The sequence below is a fragment of the Streptomyces sp. NPDC005648 genome (genome assembly GCF_040605395.1).
Lineage (GTDB): Bacteria > Actinomycetota > Actinomycetes > Streptomycetales > Streptomycetaceae > Streptomyces.
Window position 1 is genome coordinate 1 of the sequence record NZ_JBEXCS010000008.1, and the last position, 15,682, is coordinate 15,682.

Annotated in this window: 15 protein-coding genes; 5 read left to right on the plus strand and 10 right to left on the minus strand. The window is 72.2% G+C overall.

Translation table 11 applies throughout. The annotated features are described in order from the left end of the window. Window positions 1–179 precede the first annotated feature (179 nt). A complete protein-coding gene (locus tag ABZT17_RS06525; RefSeq protein WP_356344474.1) occupies window positions 180–1,628 on the minus strand; it encodes an MFS transporter in 1,449 nt (482 codons plus the stop codon). A 242-nt stretch (window positions 1,629–1,870) separates the two neighbouring features. Between ABZT17_RS06525 and ABZT17_RS06530 the strand changes: the two genes are divergently transcribed. Both ABZT17_RS06530 and ABZT17_RS06535 read left to right on the plus strand, forming a co-directional pair. Beyond that, window positions 1,871–2,458 (plus strand): helix-turn-helix domain-containing protein, encoded by a 588-nt coding sequence (locus ABZT17_RS06530; protein ID WP_356344477.1) that lies wholly within the window; start codon window positions 1,871–1,873, stop codon window positions 2,456–2,458. A 75-nt stretch (window positions 2,459–2,533) separates the two neighbouring features. After that, window positions 2,534–3,496 carry an alpha/beta hydrolase fold domain-containing protein gene (locus ABZT17_RS06535; protein ID WP_356344480.1) on the plus strand — a complete coding sequence of 321 codons (963 nt, stop codon included), beginning with the start codon at window positions 2,534–2,536 and terminating at the stop codon, window positions 3,494–3,496. A 37-nt stretch (window positions 3,497–3,533) separates the two neighbouring features. On the opposite strand, the gene ABZT17_RS06540 is transcribed toward ABZT17_RS06535, so the two are convergent. The 7 genes from ABZT17_RS06540 to ABZT17_RS06570 all read right to left on the minus strand — a co-directional run bounded on the left by ABZT17_RS06540 (window position 3,534) and on the right by ABZT17_RS06570 (window position 9,337). After that, window positions 3,534–4,322 (minus strand): alpha/beta hydrolase, encoded by a 789-nt coding sequence (locus ABZT17_RS06540; RefSeq protein WP_356344482.1) that lies wholly within the window; start codon window positions 4,320–4,322, stop codon window positions 3,534–3,536. Window positions 4,323–4,429: 107 nt separating this feature from the next. After that, window positions 4,430–5,380, minus strand: coding sequence for a VOC family protein (locus tag ABZT17_RS06545; RefSeq protein WP_356344484.1), 951 nt, complete (start codon window positions 5,378–5,380; stop codon window positions 4,430–4,432). After that, window positions 5,377–6,486, minus strand: coding sequence for a 4-oxalomesaconate tautomerase (locus ABZT17_RS06550; RefSeq protein WP_356344486.1), 1,110 nt, complete (start codon window positions 6,484–6,486; stop codon window positions 5,377–5,379). The genes ABZT17_RS06545 and ABZT17_RS06550 overlap by 4 nt, the downstream gene beginning before the upstream one ends. A 31-nt stretch (window positions 6,487–6,517) precedes the next feature. Further along, entirely contained in the window at window positions 6,518–7,222 is a 705-nt protein-coding gene (locus ABZT17_RS06555) for a 4-carboxy-4-hydroxy-2-oxoadipate aldolase/oxaloacetate decarboxylase (RefSeq protein WP_356344488.1), read from the minus strand. Continuing rightward, window positions 7,219–7,971, minus strand: coding sequence for a PIG-L deacetylase family protein (locus ABZT17_RS06560; protein WP_356344491.1), 753 nt, complete (start codon window positions 7,969–7,971; stop codon window positions 7,219–7,221). Before ABZT17_RS06560 ends, ABZT17_RS06555 begins: the two co-directional genes overlap by 4 nt. 66 nt (window positions 7,972–8,037) lie before the next feature. Beyond that, window positions 8,038–8,688, minus strand: coding sequence for a GntR family transcriptional regulator (locus tag ABZT17_RS06565; protein ID WP_356344493.1), 651 nt, complete (start codon window positions 8,686–8,688; stop codon window positions 8,038–8,040). 145 nt (window positions 8,689–8,833) lie between these two features. Continuing rightward, entirely contained in the window at window positions 8,834–9,337 is a 504-nt protein-coding gene (locus ABZT17_RS06570; protein WP_356344495.1) for a MarR family transcriptional regulator, read from the minus strand. Between the two features lie 333 nt (window positions 9,338–9,670). Here ABZT17_RS06570 and ABZT17_RS06575 point away from each other — a divergent pair, with 333 nt between their 5' ends. The 3 genes from ABZT17_RS06575 to ABZT17_RS06585 all read left to right on the plus strand — a co-directional run bounded on the left by ABZT17_RS06575 (window position 9,671) and on the right by ABZT17_RS06585 (window position 13,543). Beyond that, window positions 9,671–10,705, plus strand: coding sequence for a zinc-binding dehydrogenase (locus ABZT17_RS06575; protein ID WP_356344497.1), 1,035 nt, complete (start codon window positions 9,671–9,673; stop codon window positions 10,703–10,705). 112 nt (window positions 10,706–10,817) lie between these two features. Then, entirely contained in the window at window positions 10,818–12,002 is a 1,185-nt protein-coding gene (locus ABZT17_RS06580) for a histidine kinase (RefSeq protein WP_356344500.1), read from the plus strand. A 62-nt stretch (window positions 12,003–12,064) separates the two neighbouring features. Further along, complete coding sequence (locus ABZT17_RS06585) at window positions 12,065–13,543, plus strand: MFS transporter (RefSeq protein ID WP_356344502.1); 1,479 nt, start codon at window positions 12,065–12,067, stop codon at window positions 13,541–13,543. A gap of 103 nt (window positions 13,544–13,646) precedes the next feature. On the opposite strand, the gene ABZT17_RS06590 is transcribed toward ABZT17_RS06585, so the two are convergent. Together ABZT17_RS06590 and ABZT17_RS06595 are read right to left on the minus strand one after the other, a co-directional pair. After that, entirely contained in the window at window positions 13,647–14,729 is a 1,083-nt protein-coding gene (locus ABZT17_RS06590; RefSeq protein ID WP_356344504.1) for a maleylacetate reductase, read from the minus strand. After that, complete coding sequence (locus ABZT17_RS06595) at window positions 14,726–15,592, minus strand: intradiol ring-cleavage dioxygenase (RefSeq protein ID WP_356344506.1); 867 nt, start codon at window positions 15,590–15,592, stop codon at window positions 14,726–14,728. The genes ABZT17_RS06590 and ABZT17_RS06595 overlap by 4 nt, the downstream gene beginning before the upstream one ends. Window positions 15,593–15,682 lie beyond the last annotated feature (90 nt).

The following is a 15,682-nucleotide window of genomic DNA, read 5'->3' on the forward strand; positions in this document are numbered from 1 at the left end:
GATTTGAACCTGCGACCCCTTGACCCCCAGTCAAGTGCGCTACCAAGCTGCGCCACGTCCCGGTGCGCCCGCGCGGCGAACCGCGCGATCACGCAGGTCAACCTTACCGTACGGGCGCCGGTGTGTGTGTCGGCCCGGCCGCGGGGCCGGCCCGGTGGGGTCCGGACCGGCCGTGCGGGTCAGCCGCGCGCGGCGGGGACGGCCGTTTCCGGCTCGGTGTGCGCCGGGTCGCCTGCCGCACGGGGGCCGGTGAGACGGCCGGCGCGGGCCGACGGCACCAGCAGCGCGGCCAGTGCGGCGGCCAGGCAGAGCACCGCCAGCAGGGCGAAGCCGTGGGTGTAGCCGGATTCGTACGGCAGGCCGGAGGGCTGGAGCCGGCCGGTGACCAGGACGCTGGTCACCGCGGCGCCGATGGAGCCGCCGATGGTGCGGATGTTGGCGTTCATACCGGTCGCGGCGCCGGTCTGGTCGGGCGGGACGCTGCCGACGATGAGGTTGGCCATGGAGGCGAAGGCCAGTCCGATGCCGAGGCCGAACAGACCCGAGACGACGGCGATCTGCCACTGCGCCGCGTGCCACAGGGCGAGGAGGCCGAGGGCGAGGGCGCCGAGCGCGGCACCGGTCGTCAGCAGTGTCTTCGCGCCGACCAGGGGCTCCAGGCGCCCGCTGAGGATGCCGGAGACGAACATCGCCACCAGCATCGGGAGCATCAGCAGCCCGGAGGCCGTGACACTGGCGCCGAACCCGTAGCCGGCGGAGCCCGGTGTCTGGACGAAGCCGGGGAGGAACGACCACAGCGCGTACATGCCGGCGCCGAACAGCAGGGCGGCGGTGTTGGTGGTCCACACGGCCGGCAGCCGCATCACCCGCAGGTCGATGAGCGGGGTGCGGGAGCGGGCCTCGGTGAACAGCCACAGGGCGAACAGGGCCCCGGCCACCGCGAACAGGCCGATGACCCGGCCCGAGCCCCAACCCCACTTGCCCGCCTGGCTCAGCGGCAGCAGCAGCGCCACCAGCCACGCCGACAGCAGCCCCGCACCGAGCCAACTCACCCTGCCCTCGGCCCTGTTGGAGGACTCGGGAACATAGCGCAGGGCGATCACGACGGTGGCCGCGACCACCGCGACCGGGATCCAGAACAGCCAGCGGTAGTCGAGCGCGGACACGATCGGTCCGGCCGCGACGATGCCGACGCCGCCGCCCGCGGCGATCACGGCGGACAGGTTGCTGATGCTGCCGGGGACCCGGGAGGGGTCGAACTCGTCCCGGATGACGCCGAAGGAGAGCGGGAAGAGCGCGCCGCCCGCGCCCTGCACGACCCTGGCGATGATCAGCACCCCTATGTTCGGGGCGAGTGCGGCGAGCAGACAGCCCGCCAGCACGACGAGCAGGACGGCGACCAGGGTGCGCTTCTTGCCGACCAGGTCGCCTACGCGACCGAGGATCGGGGTGAAGACGGAGGCGGACAGCAGATAGGCCGTCATCACCCAGGTCGCGGTGGACTGGGAGGTGTGCAGGGCGTGCTGGACGGTCGGCAGGGCCGGCGCGATCAGCGACTGCAGCATGGAGAACACACCGGCGCCGGTCGCGAGGACCGCGAAGGTGAGACGGGTGGACTTGCGGGGCATGAAAAGGCCTCTCCGAACGAACGGGGGTGCGGCCGAGGTTCTCGGGCCACGGTCGTACGGACCCGGTCCGCCTCCACGGGCGGCTCCGGGCACGCCGACGGCCGCGGTGAGCGGTCGCGGAAAGGTGCTGGGCAAGGTACGGGAAAGGTACTGAGGGCCGCGCACTGTTAAAGTGGAGGCACACCTCCACTGTAGCGGAGGTGCACCTCCGGTTCAACCCGTACCCGCCCCGGGAGGCAGCAGTGCCGGCTCAGCCGTTCCCCGTCCGCGAGATCGTGGCGTCCCGCCGACCCCACCGGAAGGACGCGGCGCGCAACTACGACGCCCTGATCGAGGCGGCCCGCGAGGCCTTCGCCGAGCACGGCGCCGACGCCTCGCTGGAGGACATCGCGCGCCGCGCGGGCGTGGGCATCGGCACGCTGTACCGGAACTTCCCGTCCCGCCGCGAGCTGTTCGAGAGCGTGTACGCGGAGGACGTCAACGAGCTCGTCCGGGTGGCCGAGGAGGTCGCCGGACTGGAGCCATGGACGGCGCTGACCGCCTGGCTGGACCGGTTTGCCGGCTACATGGTGACCAAGCGCGCCATCCGCGAGGCACTCGACGGCGAGTCCGAGATCTTCGACGCCTGCCGGGACTCGCTCTACACCGCCGGCGTCCCGCTGCTCGAGCGGGCACAGGAGGCGGGCGTGGCCCGCAAGGACATGGACATCGGCGATCTGCTGCGGCTGGTCTCGGGCGTCACCGGAACGGCCTTCGTCGACGACGCGCAGCGGGACCGGGTTCTGGGCATCGCACTGGACGGGGTGCGCACGGGGCGTCCGGCGAACTGACACCGGTGACCACCGGGAAGCCGACCCCGACACCGATCTAGCTTTTTCTTGCGTGACTCAAGTAACTTGGCCGGCATGTCCCTCCTGGCCCGGCCGGCACTGGCCACCTTCGCCGCCAAGACACTCCAGCGCATGACGCGACTCGCCGACCGGCGCTCCGGGGGACGCGGCTCGGCCGCCGCCTCGCACGCCCGATTCCCCGAATTCCCGCGCTCCGTCAGCGAGTTGACGATTCCCACGTCGATCGCCCCGGCCCGGGTCACGGTCTACCGGCCCACGGCCGGGGGGACGCCGCCCGTCCACGTCAACTTCCACGGCGGCGGCTACGTCATGACGCTCACGGAACTCGACGACCCCCTGTGCCGCTTCCTCGCCGCCGAGGCGGGGGTCGTCGTCCTCAACGTGGACTACGTCGTCGCACCCCAGCACCCCTTTCCGGCCCCGCCCCGGCAGGCGTACGACGTGGTCCGCTGGGTCGCCGAAAACGGTGCCGCGCACGGCTGGGACGGGAGCCGGCTGACCGTCGGCGGACAGAGCGCAGGCGGTGGTCTCGCGGCGGCCGTGGCGCGGCAGGCGCTGGAGGAGGGCGGGCCGCCGATCGCGCTCCAGGTGCTGCACTATCCGCCGCTGGATCTGGCGACCGGCATCAGGAACAAGCGGGCCGCGATCGCCAGGCCCTTGCTGCGCCCCTGGATGGGTGACGTCTTCGACACGTCGTACGTCCCCGACGTGCGGATGCGGACGGACCGGCTCGTCTCGCCCGCGCATCCGTCCGACACGGCCGACCTCCAGGGCATCGCGCCGGCTCTGGTGATCACCGCCGAGTACGACGTGCTCAAGGGGGAGGCGGTGGGGTACGCGGACCGGCTGCGGATGGCGGGGGCGCTGGTGGAGCACCATGACGTGGTGGGGGCGGACCACGGCTACGACGGCACGGACGACGAACGGGCCAGGCGCAGTTACGCCCTGATCGCCGGTCACGTCCGACGCGCCGTCGGCGACCGGGCGGCCGAGGCGGACGAAGCGTCGGACGCGTGAAGCACGGCACTCGTGGACGAGGCCGATGCCGTACCCCTCAGCCGCCGGCCGCCGACACCGCCTCCACGATCACGTCGGCGACCCGCGCGGGCTGTTCGACCAGAACCAGGTGCCCGGCGTCCGGCACGGTGACCATCCGGACGTGCGGGCAGGCCTCCAGGTCCCGTCGCTCGTCCTCCGCCAGCCCGATCTCGTCGTGGTCGCCGCGTACGACCCAGGACGGGACGGCGGCGACACACAGGCGTGGGACCAGCGAGGGATACCGGTCCAGGTACTCGTAGTAGCGGCGAACGATCCGGCGGCAGGTCGTGGCGTCGTTGTGGGCCATCACCGCGGAGAGAGTGTCGGCCCGGTGCGCGGGCATCTCGCGCTTCATCGCCCTCGGCAGCAGTTTGATCATGCCGGTCCAGACCGCGCGGCCGAGCAGCGGTACGCGCCCGACCGCGTTCATCGCCGCCAGGAACGTCGCCTCGTCCGCGCGTGAGAAGGTCGGCGACAGCAGCACCAGCGGGCCCTTGAACAGGCCGGCCGCGGCCATCTCGATGGCCACGTTCGCGCCGAGGCTGTGCCCCACCACCACATCGCAGCCGGTGTCGCCCGCGAAGCGCGCCAGCAGCTCCGCGTAGTGCTCCATGGTGACGTCCTCCGGGGCCGTCGTCCCGGCGAAGCCAGGCTGGGTGACCGCGGTCATGCCCACGGTCGCGAGTGCGGGTTCGGCCATCACGTCGGCGTAGAACTCCGTCGAGCACATGCCGCCGGGGATCATCAGCACCCGGTGCGACGCGTCGGCGGGGCCCGCGCGGCGGACGTCCCAGCGTTCGCTCATACCTTGAGCCTGCGCCCAGGGCGATCCTCCCGCATCCGCTGGGGTGCCCCGGCGGGGCGGCGGGTCGGCCCCGCGCCGAGGTCGCCGGCCTCGTCGGCCGGGGGCTGTCAGGCGGCCGGAGGCGTCCCGTGCGTGTGGAACGACTCGATGGTCTTCAGGCCCCAGGCCTGCCCCTTCTTCCGCTCCTCCTCGGTCCAGGTGATCAGCGGCCAGTCGGGCGCGAGCACAAGGCGGGTGAGCGGGTTGCACAGCTCGATCCTGTTGCCGCCGGGCTCGTAGACGTACAGGAAGAACGTCTGCTGGATGGCGTGCTTGTGCGGGCCCGTCTCGATGAACACCCCGCTGTCGACGGCGAGATCGGCCGCGCGCAGGATGTCCTCGCGGGTGTCGGTCGCGAAGGCGATGTGGTGCAGCCGGCCTGCCGCACCGGTCCAGTCCTCGGTGTAGACGACGTCGTACGACTTGTTCGTGTACGTCAGCCAACGCGCCGCGATCCGCCCGGAGTCGAGCCGGATCTGCTCGGTCGGGCGGGCCCCGAGCACCCGTTCCTGGAACTCCGCGTTGGCGAGCACGTCGGCGGCGAGGAAGTTGACGTGGTCCAGGCGGCGGACACCGACTCCCTTGTTGGGCTTGGCCTGTGGCTGGTTCTTCAGCGCCGGGCGCAGCTCCTCGGGGGCCCGGTAGTGCTCGCTCTCCCAGTACAGCGCGTGTTCATGGCCGTCCGGATCGGTCGTCAGGTACAGCTTCCCGAGGCCGGGTTCGTCCTCGGCCCACCTGCCGGTGCCGCCCGACTCCTCGATCGCCCTGATACGGCGGTGCAGTGCCTCCTCGCCGGAGGTGCGCAGGGCGAGCCGGCCGAGGCCTGGCTGTTCGCGTCCGGTGAGGACCAGGCTGTGGTGCTCGTAGTCGTCGAAGGTCCGCAGGTAGACGGTGCCGCCGTCGTGGCCGTTCACCGTGAGGCCCAGGTAGTCGGTGAAGAAGGCGACGCTGGCGTCCAGGTCGGGGGTGAAGAGCTGGGCGTGGCCGATGTGGGCGATGTCGCCGAGCGGCGGGGTCATCGTCGACCTCCTCGGGGTCGCGGGGGGATGGACACCGTCTCGGCGGCTCGGGGGAAGACGGCGCCGTCGAAGATCTTGCGGGCCGTGCGGACCACGGCGGTGCGGCGGGCGACGGGCAGGCCCTCGGGGGTGGCTCCCAGGCTGCTCTCCATGTCCAGGAAGCCGGTGGGGTGTTCGATGCGGATACGGTCGCCGACGGCGTCGGTCTCGGCCAGTTCCGCGCCCACGGCGCCCTCGATCCGCAGTCCGGCGGCCACTCCGGCCGCGCAGAGCACGCCGATGGAGGGGTGACAGCGGACCGGGATGAAGGTGCGGGTGGTGATCGCGCCGCCCTCCCGGGGCGGGGCGAGGAGGGTGAGCTTGGGCACGGTGGCGTCCGAGACATCACCGAGGCCCATCAACCTCCCTGCTTCCAGGCGGATTTCCCGCAGCCGGCCGGCGAGCGCGAGGTCCTCCTCCAGGTCTCCGGGCGTCTCGTACCCGGTGACGCCGAGGGCGGCGGCCTCGATCAGGACCGTGGGCATGCCGTTGTCGACGCAGGTGACGGACACTCCGTCGATCTCGTCACGGACATTGCCGGTGGGCAGCAACCGCCCTGCGCCGGGCGGGAATTCGAGGAGCACGGAGGCGGCCGTCCCGGGTACGCCGGAGATCTCGGCGTCTCCCGTGTACTCGACCCGCCCGCCCGGCGTGGGGAAGGTCGCCGTGGCGAGGTCGCCGCTGTTGACCATGCGGATGCGGACGGAGGTCCTCTCCTCCCCCGCCGGGACCAGCCCTCGTTCGACGGCGAACGGGCCGACGCCGGCGAGGAGGTTGCCGCAGTTCTGACGGTCACTCACCACCGGCCGGTCCACCACGACTTGGAGGAAGAGGTAGTCGACGTCGGCGTCCGGATCGGCGGAGGGCGAGACGACGGCCACCTTGCTGGTGAGCGGGTGGGCGCCGCCCAGGCCGTCGATCTGCCGCTCGTCCGGGCTGCCCATGACCCGCAGCAGCAGTTCGTCACGGGCGGCCGGATCGGCGGGCAGGTCCTCGGCCAGGAAGTAGGCGCCCTTGGAGGTGCCACCGCGCATCAGCAGACAGCGCACCTCCTCGTACCCGGTCACGACACCTCCCCCGGGTACGTGTCGTAACCGGTCACGACACTTCCCCGGTGTACTCCTCGTACGTCCGGTACTCGACGCCGAGGCGCTTGAGGGTGTCCCTCAACCCGTAGCGGTCCAGGCCGAGTTGGCCGTCGAGGAAGGCGGCGCGGGTGGCGGCCTCCTTGGCCTCGCGGGCCTCGGACCGCTCGGCCGTCTCCCGGGCGCGCTCGCGCGGGACGACCACGACACCGTCGTCGTCGGCGAGGATCACGTCGCCGGGGCGGATCACCTGGCCGTCGATGGCGATCGGCACATTGACCGAGCCGCCGGTGGCCTTCACCGTGCCCTGTGCGCAGACGGCCCGGGACCAGGCGGCGAAGCCCATGTCCCGCAGCTCCCGGGTGTCCCGGATGCCGGTGCCGAGGACGGCCCCGCGGACGCCCCGCCGCTGGAGAGCGGTCGCGAACAGTTCGCCGAACAGCCCGTCCGTGCACGGGGACGTGGTGGTGACGACCAGGATGTCGCCCTCCGCGCACTGCTCGACGGCCGCGTGGATCATGAGGTTGTCACCGGGCCAGCTGAGCACGGTGACGGCGGTGCCCGCGACCCGTACACCGTGCTGGACGGGCCGGATCTCCGGCCCCAGCAGGCCTGTTCGGCCCATCGCCTCGCTCACGGTGGCCACCCCGAAGCCGGCGAGCGCCTCGACGTCCCGCGGGTCCGCCTTCGGCGGGTCGGTGACGATGACGCCGCTCATGCCAGCTCCTTCGCGATCTGCGGGAACGGCCGCATGTACGCCTCGGCCAGGGTGGTGTGCGCCAGGCCCAGGTTCGGGCCGGCGTTCCGCCTGAGCTGGACGCCACGGCGTACGGCGAGGTCGCTGTAGTAGGCCCACAGGTGCTGCTGGGCGCCGAGGCACTCCATGGCCTTGCGCTTGGTGTCCCAGACCTCGGTGATGTCGAGGAGGACCTCCGGCCGGAAGCCGCTCATCTCGGGCTGGTGCGGCTCGAAGTAGAAGACCGGCGGGGCGCCGATGACGTCGCCCTCGGCCGGGTAGCCGATGGCCTGGGCGAGGATACGGGCCTGCAGGGCCATCCGGTTGGCGGCCGGGTGGTCGCCGTTGTACGGGTCCTCGGTGGGGTGGGTGAGCACCACGTCCGGCTGGACGTCCCGGTAGACAGCCACCAGCTGATCGGTCAGCTCGGCGCTCTCGAGCAGCGGGTAGTCGCCGGCGTCGAAGAAGCGGACCTCGGCGCCGAGGGTGGCGGCGGCGCGCTCGGCCTCGTCCCGGCGCATCGCCTTGATCTCGTCCAGCCGCCTGCCCTCGCGCCAGGCCTTGGCGGACTCGCCGCGCTCGCCGAAGGTGAGACAGGCGATGGTGACCTTCTCCCCGCGGGAGGCGGCCAGGGCGATGGCGCCGCCCGCCCGCCACACGAAGTCCCCGGCGTGCGCGGTGACGACGAGGGTGGAACGTGGGGTGGGGGCGGGCGCGTTGGCCTCGGTCATTGCTGCAATCTCCTCTGTGGACAGGTGGGCGCCCGCCTCGGGAGAACGGCTCTCGGCCGCGCGGCCTCAGTCGCGCAGCGCCTCGATGACGCTGGCGAGGTGGGCGCGGACGGCCGCCTCGGCCGCCTGCGGGTCCCTGGCCCTGATCGCCTCGATCATCGCCAGGTGCTCGTTCAGGGAGTGCTGCGGGCGCCCCGGCCTGAGCGCCAGCTGAAAGCGGTGACGCACCAGTTGGGCGTTGAGCCGCTCCAGCAGGTCCACTGCGGTGCGCTGGCCGGAGAACTCGCGCACCTTGGCGTGCAGTTCCTGGTTGAGCTCGGAGTAGGTCACCGGCTCACCGTCGGCCACGGCCTTGGTCATCGCCGTGCCCAGCTCCGTCAGTTCGGCGAGCTGCTCGTCACTGGCGGCGACGGCGGCCTTGGCCGCGCACAGCCCTTCGAGGACCATGCGGCACTCGGTGATGGCGACCGCCTCCTCGACGGTCACCACCCGCACCCGCGAGCCGCGGTTGCGGATCCGCTCGACGAGGCCCTGGGCCTCCAGATCGATGAGTGCCGCGCGGATGCTGGCCCGTGTCACACCGAACTGCTCGGCGAGCTCGTTCTCCACCAGCCGCTGCGCCGGTGCCATCTCGCCGTGCAGGATCGCCTGCCGCAGCTGCGCGAGCGCGTGCTGCTTGGCCTGCTCTCCGGTGCTCGGACGGGCTTCTGCCGGCATCGTCGCCCTCCCTGAGTCAGCGCCTGTCGAACCTAAATCCAGCCGGACAACATTGTCAACAATTTTGTCGGCCACGCCCGGGGAGCGCGACAGAACCGGGCCCGCTCCCGGAGGGACGCGTGCCCGGCGGCCGAGCGGAGACCGATCAGGCGGCCGGCGGCACCGGCAGGGGGTCCTCGGCATGGGCCACGAAATCGTCCACCAGCCGATGGAAGAGCGCCGCGAGCCGCTTCAGGTCCTCCCCCGACCAGTCGGCGAGGGCCACTTCCAGCCCCCGGCGACTCGCCTCACGGACCCGCTCGACCGCGCCCAGCCCGAGGTCGGTGATCTGGACGCGCTGGGCACGCCGGTCCTCGGGGTCGGCGATCCGGACGACATACCCGCCCTGCTCCAACTGCCGCAACTGGCGCGTGACATGGGAGGCCTCGACCGACAGCCGCACCGCGAGCACCCCCGGGCGCAGCGGCTCGCTCTCGGCGATGTGCCGCAGGATGGCGACGGCGGCCCGGTCCAGCGGCAGCGCGGCCAACGCCATCAGACGCTCGTGCTGCCGGGCCCGGCCGGCGAGATAGGTGACCCGGGTGAGGGCCTGCTCGATGTCGCTCACGTTCCCCGGGACGGACGCTGAGGCGGTTCGTTGCGCGGACATGTACTCGAGAGTAGGTCTACTTGCCTGACTTAAGCAATATGAAGATGCTTGCTTGACTTAAGTAACTCGAATGTGCTTGCCTAAGTCAAGCAAGCCGAACAGCAACCAGACCGGGGCCGCACCGAGCGGAGGCGGCCCCCGCGCGCCGGCTCCGTGGGGACGGGGAACGGCGCGGTCACCGGGTCCGGCCGCCGGGAAACTCCCCCACCCGGCGCCGGACCCGGTGACACCTCGCACGTCCGGTCGGGTCGGCGTCCCTCCCCTCACGAGGACCGCGGACCCGGCCCGGCACCACCTGTACCGACACTCCCCCAGCCAGAAAGCGAGCCTCCGATGGCCACCATGAAGTCCGTCAAGACCGGCGCCGTCAACCAGATCGACCTGGTGGACGTGGAGCGTCCGGTACCGGGGCCGAAGGACGTGCTGATGAAGATCCGGGCCTGTGGGATCTGCGGGACCGACACCTTCTTCCTGCACATCGGCGGTATGCCCGCCGGCGCCGACGGCTCCATGCGGTCGATTCCGCTGGGCCATGAGCCGGCCGGTGAGATCGTGGAGGTCGGCGCCGAGGTCGCCGGCCTGAAGGTGGGCGACCGGGTGGTCGTCAACCCGCAGGGCGTGCCGTCCGGGATCATCGGCTGCGGCGGCGAGCACGGCGCGATGAGCGAGTACCTGCTGCTGGAGGGCGCGGAGGTCGGCAGGACCGTCGCCGTCTTCCCGGACACCGTGCCCTTCGAGGTCGCCTCGCTGAACGAGCCGATGGCGGTCGCCCGGCACTGCGTCAACCGCTCCGGGGCGAGACCGTCCGACAAGGTGGTCGTCTTCGGCGCCGGGCCCATCGGACTGGGCGCCACCATCTGGCTGAAGCTGCGGGGCGTCGAGCACGTGGTCGTCGCCGACGTCATCCCCGAGCGGCTGGAGACCGCCCTGGCAGTGGGCGCCGACGCCGTCATCGACTCCGCCGCCGAGGACGTCACCTCGCGGCTGATCGAACTGCACGGCGAGGCGGCCAACGCCCTCGGGCAGCCGCGGGCGGGCACGGACGTCTACATCGACGCCGCCGGGGTCGCCGCGGTCTTCAACACGACCGTGGACTCGGCGAAGTGGGGGGCCAAGCTGGTCATGGTCGCCGTGCAGAAGAAGGGCGCGGACATCGACCTGGGCGGGATGCTGCGCAGCGAGCTGACGCTGATCGCCTCTCAGGGGTATCCGACCGAGATCTTCGAGGTGACGCCGGAACTGGTGGAGCATCACGAGCGGTTCGCGAAGCTGATCAGTCACCGGGTGCCCTTCGCCGAGGCCGAGCGGGCGTTCGAGCTGGCGATGACCCCGGGGGCGGCGGAGAAGGTCGTCGTCACGTTCGAGTAGGCACCGCTCTTATCGGTTGTCCGCGGCTTCGTCGTGGCCGGTCGCCCGGTTCCCCGCCCCCTGACCACGGGGGCGCGGGACGCGGCCGGCATCTACAGGAACCCCCACTTCCATGACTGAGCATCTGCTACGTCCGTCCCGGCGGCGCCCTCGTCCCGTCGACGCAGCTGTCGCCGCCGCCCTCTTCGCCTGTTCGTTCCCCGGCAGCCTGATCACCCTCCCCGGTCAGGACCTGGGGATTGCCTGGTGGCCCGGGGTGCTCCTGGCCGGGGTCTCGTGTCCGTCCCTGTTGTGGCGGCGCTCCCTGCCCCGCACCACCGTGGTCGTGACCCTCCTGTACGCCACCGCCGCCTCCGCCCTCGGCTATCTCCTCACCGTCCTGCTGCTCGGACCGCTCATGGTCGCGCTCTACTCGCTGGCCGCCGGGACCGGCCGCAGGACCGCCAACAGCTTCACGTTCGCCGGTATCGCGCTGCTCGTCGGCACGGGGCTGCTCACCGGGCCTCCCGGTGAGCCGTGGGTGCTCAAACTCCTCGGTCCCGCCGCCTGGTTGCTGCTGCCGACCTCGCTGGGCACGGTGACACGGCTGCGGGCCGCCTATCTGGAGGCCGTGCAGGCCCGTGCCGAGCACGCCGAGCGGACCCGGGAGGAGGAGACCCGGCGGCGGGTCGCGGAGGAGCGGATGCGGATCGCCCGGGATCTGCACGACGTCGTCGCGCATCACCTCGTACTCGCCAATCTCCAAGCCGGCGCGGTGGCACGGCAGTTGCCGGGGCGGCCGGAGGAGGCGGGGCGGATCGCCGCCGATCTGACCGGCACGACCTCGTCCGCGCTGCGTGAACTCAAGTCCACCGTCGGCCTGTTGCGGCGGACGGGCGACGCGGAGAAACCGTTGGAGCCCGCCCCCGGGCTGGCCCGGCTGCCCGAGCTGGCGGCCTCGTTCGAGAACGCGGGGCTCAAGGTCGTCGTCTCCAGCGAGGGCGAGGCCGGTCCCCTCTCCGCCGGTGCGGAGTTGACGGCGTACCGGATCGTGCAGGAAGCCCTCACCAACGTCACCAAGCACTCCGTCGCCCGTACGGCCGAGGTGCGGCTCGTCTACAGCCGGGATCGGCTGGCGGTGAGCGTCGTCGACGACGGCGGCGCGGAGCCCGCCGCCGCTCCCCCGGCCGGCGGCTACGGCGTGATCGGCATGCGCGAGCGGGCACGTTCCGCCGGCGGCGAGATCCGGGTCGGGCCCCGGCCCCAGGGCGGCTTCGAGGTCGTCACCGAGCTGCCCCTTCAGTCACCACTTGCTTAAGTCAATCAATTCCGTCTATGCTTGCGTAAGTCAAGCAACAACCCTTGTCCGGAGGCCCTGCCATGTCCGACGCCCTGACCCGACCCGCCGACGCGGGGACATCCGCTCCGCCGAAGCCCAACGCCGTGGTGGCGGTCCTGGCTCTGGCCGGCATCGTCGTCTCGCTGATGCAGACCCTGGTCATCCCGATCGTCCCGGAGCTGCCCACCCTGCTGCACGCCTCGGCCTCCAACACCGCCTGGGCCGTCACCGCCACCCTGCTCGCCGCCGCCGTGGCCACCCCGGTCGTGGGCCGGCTCGGCGACATGATCGGCAAGCGGCGGATGCTCCTGGTCAGCATCGTGCTGCTGGTCTCCGGCTCGGTCGTCGCCGCCCTCGCCGACTCCCTGGTGCCGATGATCATCGGCCGTACGCTGCAGGGTCTCGCGGCCGCCGTGGTCCCGCTGGGCATCAGCATCATGCGCGACGCGCTGCCCGCCGAGCGGCTGGCCGGCTCCACCGCGCTGATGAGCGCCTCGCTGGGGGTGGGCGGTGCGCTGGGTCTGCCGGCGGCCGCGTTCATCGCGGACCGCTGGGACTGGCACATCCTCTTCTGGACCTCGGCCGTGCTGGGTACCGTCGCCTTCGTGCTGGTGCTGCTGATCGTGCCCGAGTCCAAGGTGCGCACCGGTGGCCGCTTCGACCTGGTCGGCTCGCTCGGTCTGTCCGCCGGTCTGGTCTCCCTGCTGCTGGCCGTCTCCAAGGGCGCCGACTGGGGCTGGACCTCCGGCACCACCCTTGGGCTGGGCGCCGCCGCGGTCGTGATCCTGCTGGGCTGGGGCTTCTGGGAGCTGAAGGCCAAGCATCCGCTGGTCGACCTCCGTACGACCGCCAAGCCGCAGGTCCTCTTCACCAACCTCGCCTCGGTCGCCCTCGGCTTCTCGATGTTCGCGATGTCCCTGGTGCTGCCGCAGCTCCTCCAGCTGCCCACCCAGACCGGCTACGGCCTCGGCAAGTCCATGCTCACCGTCGGCCTGGTGCTCGCCCCGCAGGGCCTGGTCATGATGGTCATGTCCGCCGTCTCGGCCAAGGTCACCCAGGCCAAGGGCCCGAAGGTCACCCTGATGATCGGCGCCCTGATCGTGGCCTCCGGCTACGCGCTCAACATCGTCCTGATGAGCGAGGTCTGGCATCTCATCCTGGTCTCCTGCATCATCGGCGCGGGCATCGGCTTCACCTACGGCGCGCTGCCCGCCCTGATCATGGGTGCGGTCGACCCGTCCCAGACCGGTGCCGCCAACAGCCTCAACACCCTGATGCGCTCCCTCGGCACCAGCTTCGCCAGCGCCCTCGCCGGTGTGATCCTGGCCCAGATGACCACCGACTTCGGCGGGCACGCGCTGCCCTCGGAGAACGGCTTCAAGGTCGTCATGGCCATCGGCGCCGGAGCCGCCCTGCTGGCCTTCGTGGTCGCCTCCTTCATCCCGCGCCGGAAGACGGCGACCCCGGTGGCGCAGGACGACGCGCCGGAGCAGGTGGAGGCCGCCTCCGCGAAGGTGTGAGCCGACCGCCCGGCAGACGGCCGTCGTTCCGCGCGAGCGGGGCGACGGCCGTCTCGCGTTCGCCGCTACGGCACCCCCGGCCGGCCTCGCCCCCGCGGCGCCCTCAGCCGGCCGGGAACTCCGGCGCCCCGCCCTCGTAGGCGGCCCGCAGCACAGCGAGCGCGCCGTCCACCGTGACCGCGCGGGGGTTGGTGGCGGCCTGGCCCGCCGTCTGTGCCGCCGCGACCGCCAAGTCGGCCTCCTTCAGGCCGAGTTCGGCCAGGGAGCGCGGGGCGCCGAGGCGGGTGGCGAGCTCCCGCAGGGCGTGCGGGGCGTCGTGCGTGTCCAGGGCGCGGGCCACCGCGGCGGCCGCGTCCGGGGCGGCGGGGGCGTTGTAGGCGAGGGCGTAGGGCAGCACCACGGTGTGGGTCTCGGCGTGCGGGAGGCCGAAGGTGCCGCCGAGGACGTGGCACAGCTTGTGGTGCAGCCCCATGGTGGTGGCGCCCAGGCAGGAGCCGCACAGCCAGGCCCCGTAGAGCGCACGGCCGCGTGCCTCCAGGGAGTCCGGTTCGTCGGCCACGGCGGGGAGGGCGGCCGCCATGGCGCGCACGCCTTCCTGCGCCATCAGGGCGATCAGGGGCGTGGTGTCGGGGGCGTAGAGGGCCTCCACCGCGTGGGCGATCGCGTTGATACCGCTGGTCACCGACAGCGGCACGGGGAGGGAGAGGGTCAGCTCGGGGTCGTAGACGACACTGCGCGGGAGGACGACGGGGTCGCGGCCGGTGCGCTTCTCGCCGCCTTCCGTCAGGCCCCAGACCGGGGTCATCTCCGAGCCGGAGTAGGTCGAGGGCACGGCGATCAGCGGCAGGCCGGTGCGCAGGGCCATGGCCTTGCCGAGGCCGACCGAGGAGCCGCCGCCGACCGCGACCACGCCGTCGGCGCCGGCCGCGCGGACCGCCTCGACGGCCCGGTCGGCGACCTCGACGGGGACGTGCATCGTGGCGCCGTCGTGCAGACCGACGCACGCCTGGCCGAGGGAGTCGGCGACCGCCCGTGCGGTGGCCGTGCCGCGGCTGCCGCAGACGACCAGCAGCCGGCGCAGGCCGAGTCCGGCGGCCTCACCTGCCGTCGCGTTGGTGGCGGCACCGGGCCGGAAGACGACCCGCTGGGGCCGGGACTCGTGGGTGAAGTCGAGGATGTCCTTCACGATCGCTCCAGTACGAGGTCGAAGCGGGCGTGCCGGAAGGGGTTCGGGACGCCGAACTCCCGTGCCAGGGACGGGTCGTCGGTCGTGTCGAAGTCCTGCACCAGACTCGGCTTGACGGCGAACACCGCGTCCGAGCCGAGGTAGTCGCTGCCCGCGACGAAGATGTGCGTGGTGACCGGCACATGCCCCTGTGCCGTGGCGATGAAGTGGATGTGCGCCGGACGGTACGGGTGCCGGCCCGTGGCCTCGAGCAGCTCCCCCACCGGGCCGTCCGTCGGAATCGGGTACGGACTCGGCACACAGGTCCGGAACCAGAAGCGGCCCTCGGCGTCCGCGGTGAACAGTCCCCGGCCGTTGCCCGGCGGCTGCACGTCGGGGCGCTGGACGTCGTAGAAGCCGTTGCCGTCCGCCTGCCAGACGTCGACCACCGCGCCGGGCAGGGGAGTTCCGTCCCCCGACCGGATACGGCCGCTGACCACGCAGGGCTCGCCGCCGCCCACGAGGTCGATGTCCGCGCCGAGTTCACGGACCGGGGACTCGGTCATGTGGAAGGGGCCGAGGACGGTCGACTCGGTGGCGCCCGGGGCGCGGTCGCCGTTGATGGTCTCGACGAGCATCGACAGGCCGAGCACGTCCGAGAGGAGGATGAACTCCTGCCGGGTGTCCGTGCACTTCTGGCCGGTCGCGGTCAGGAAGCCGATCGCCCGCTCCCACTCCGCCTGGCTCAGCCGCGTCTCGCGGGCGAAGGCGTGCAGATGCCGGATCAGGCCGCTCAGCAGCTCGCGCAGACGCGGGTCCGCGGTGCCCGCGAGACTGTTCACCGCCTCGTCCGTGACGGTCGTCCCGATGGCGTCGGTCGTCATCCCGGCTTCCTCCCTGGTACGGCCCCCGGGCACACCCGGGGACACTCGTGCGGCCCCCTCTCCCACGGTAGTCGCCCCCACCCGGCCGAC

Excerpts from the sequence above, each read along its gene's own strand:
- ABZT17_RS06535 (WP_356344480.1), top strand. The coding sequence starts at position 2,534 with ATGTCCCTCCTGGCCCGGCCGGCACTGGCCACCTTCGCCGCCAAGACA.
- ABZT17_RS06545 (WP_356344484.1), bottom strand. The coding sequence starts at position 5,380 with ATGACCCCGCCGCTCGGCGACATCGCCCACATCGGCCACGCCCAGCTC.
- ABZT17_RS06570 (WP_356344495.1), bottom strand. The coding sequence starts at position 9,337 with ATGTCCGCGCAACGAACCGCCTCAGCGTCCGTCCCGGGGAACGTGAGC.
- ABZT17_RS06595 (WP_356344506.1), bottom strand. The coding sequence starts at position 15,592 with ATGACGACCGACGCCATCGGGACGACCGTCACGGACGAGGCGGTGAAC.
- ABZT17_RS06540 (WP_356344482.1), bottom strand. The coding sequence starts at position 4,322 with ATGAGCGAACGCTGGGACGTCCGCCGCGCGGGCCCCGCCGACGCGTCG.
- ABZT17_RS06555 (WP_356344488.1), bottom strand. The coding sequence starts at position 7,222 with ATGAGCGGCGTCATCGTCACCGACCCGCCGAAGGCGGACCCGCGGGAC.
- ABZT17_RS06525 (WP_356344474.1), bottom strand. The coding sequence starts at position 1,628 with ATGCCCCGCAAGTCCACCCGTCTCACCTTCGCGGTCCTCGCGACCGGC.
- ABZT17_RS06575 (WP_356344497.1), top strand. The coding sequence starts at position 9,671 with ATGGCCACCATGAAGTCCGTCAAGACCGGCGCCGTCAACCAGATCGAC.
- ABZT17_RS06585 (WP_356344502.1), top strand. The coding sequence starts at position 12,065 with ATGTCCGACGCCCTGACCCGACCCGCCGACGCGGGGACATCCGCTCCG.
- ABZT17_RS06580 (WP_356344500.1), top strand. The coding sequence starts at position 10,818 with ATGACTGAGCATCTGCTACGTCCGTCCCGGCGGCGCCCTCGTCCCGTC.
- ABZT17_RS06560 (WP_356344491.1), bottom strand. The coding sequence starts at position 7,971 with ATGACCGAGGCCAACGCGCCCGCCCCCACCCCACGTTCCACCCTCGTC.
- ABZT17_RS06565 (WP_356344493.1), bottom strand. The coding sequence starts at position 8,688 with ATGCCGGCAGAAGCCCGTCCGAGCACCGGAGAGCAGGCCAAGCAGCAC.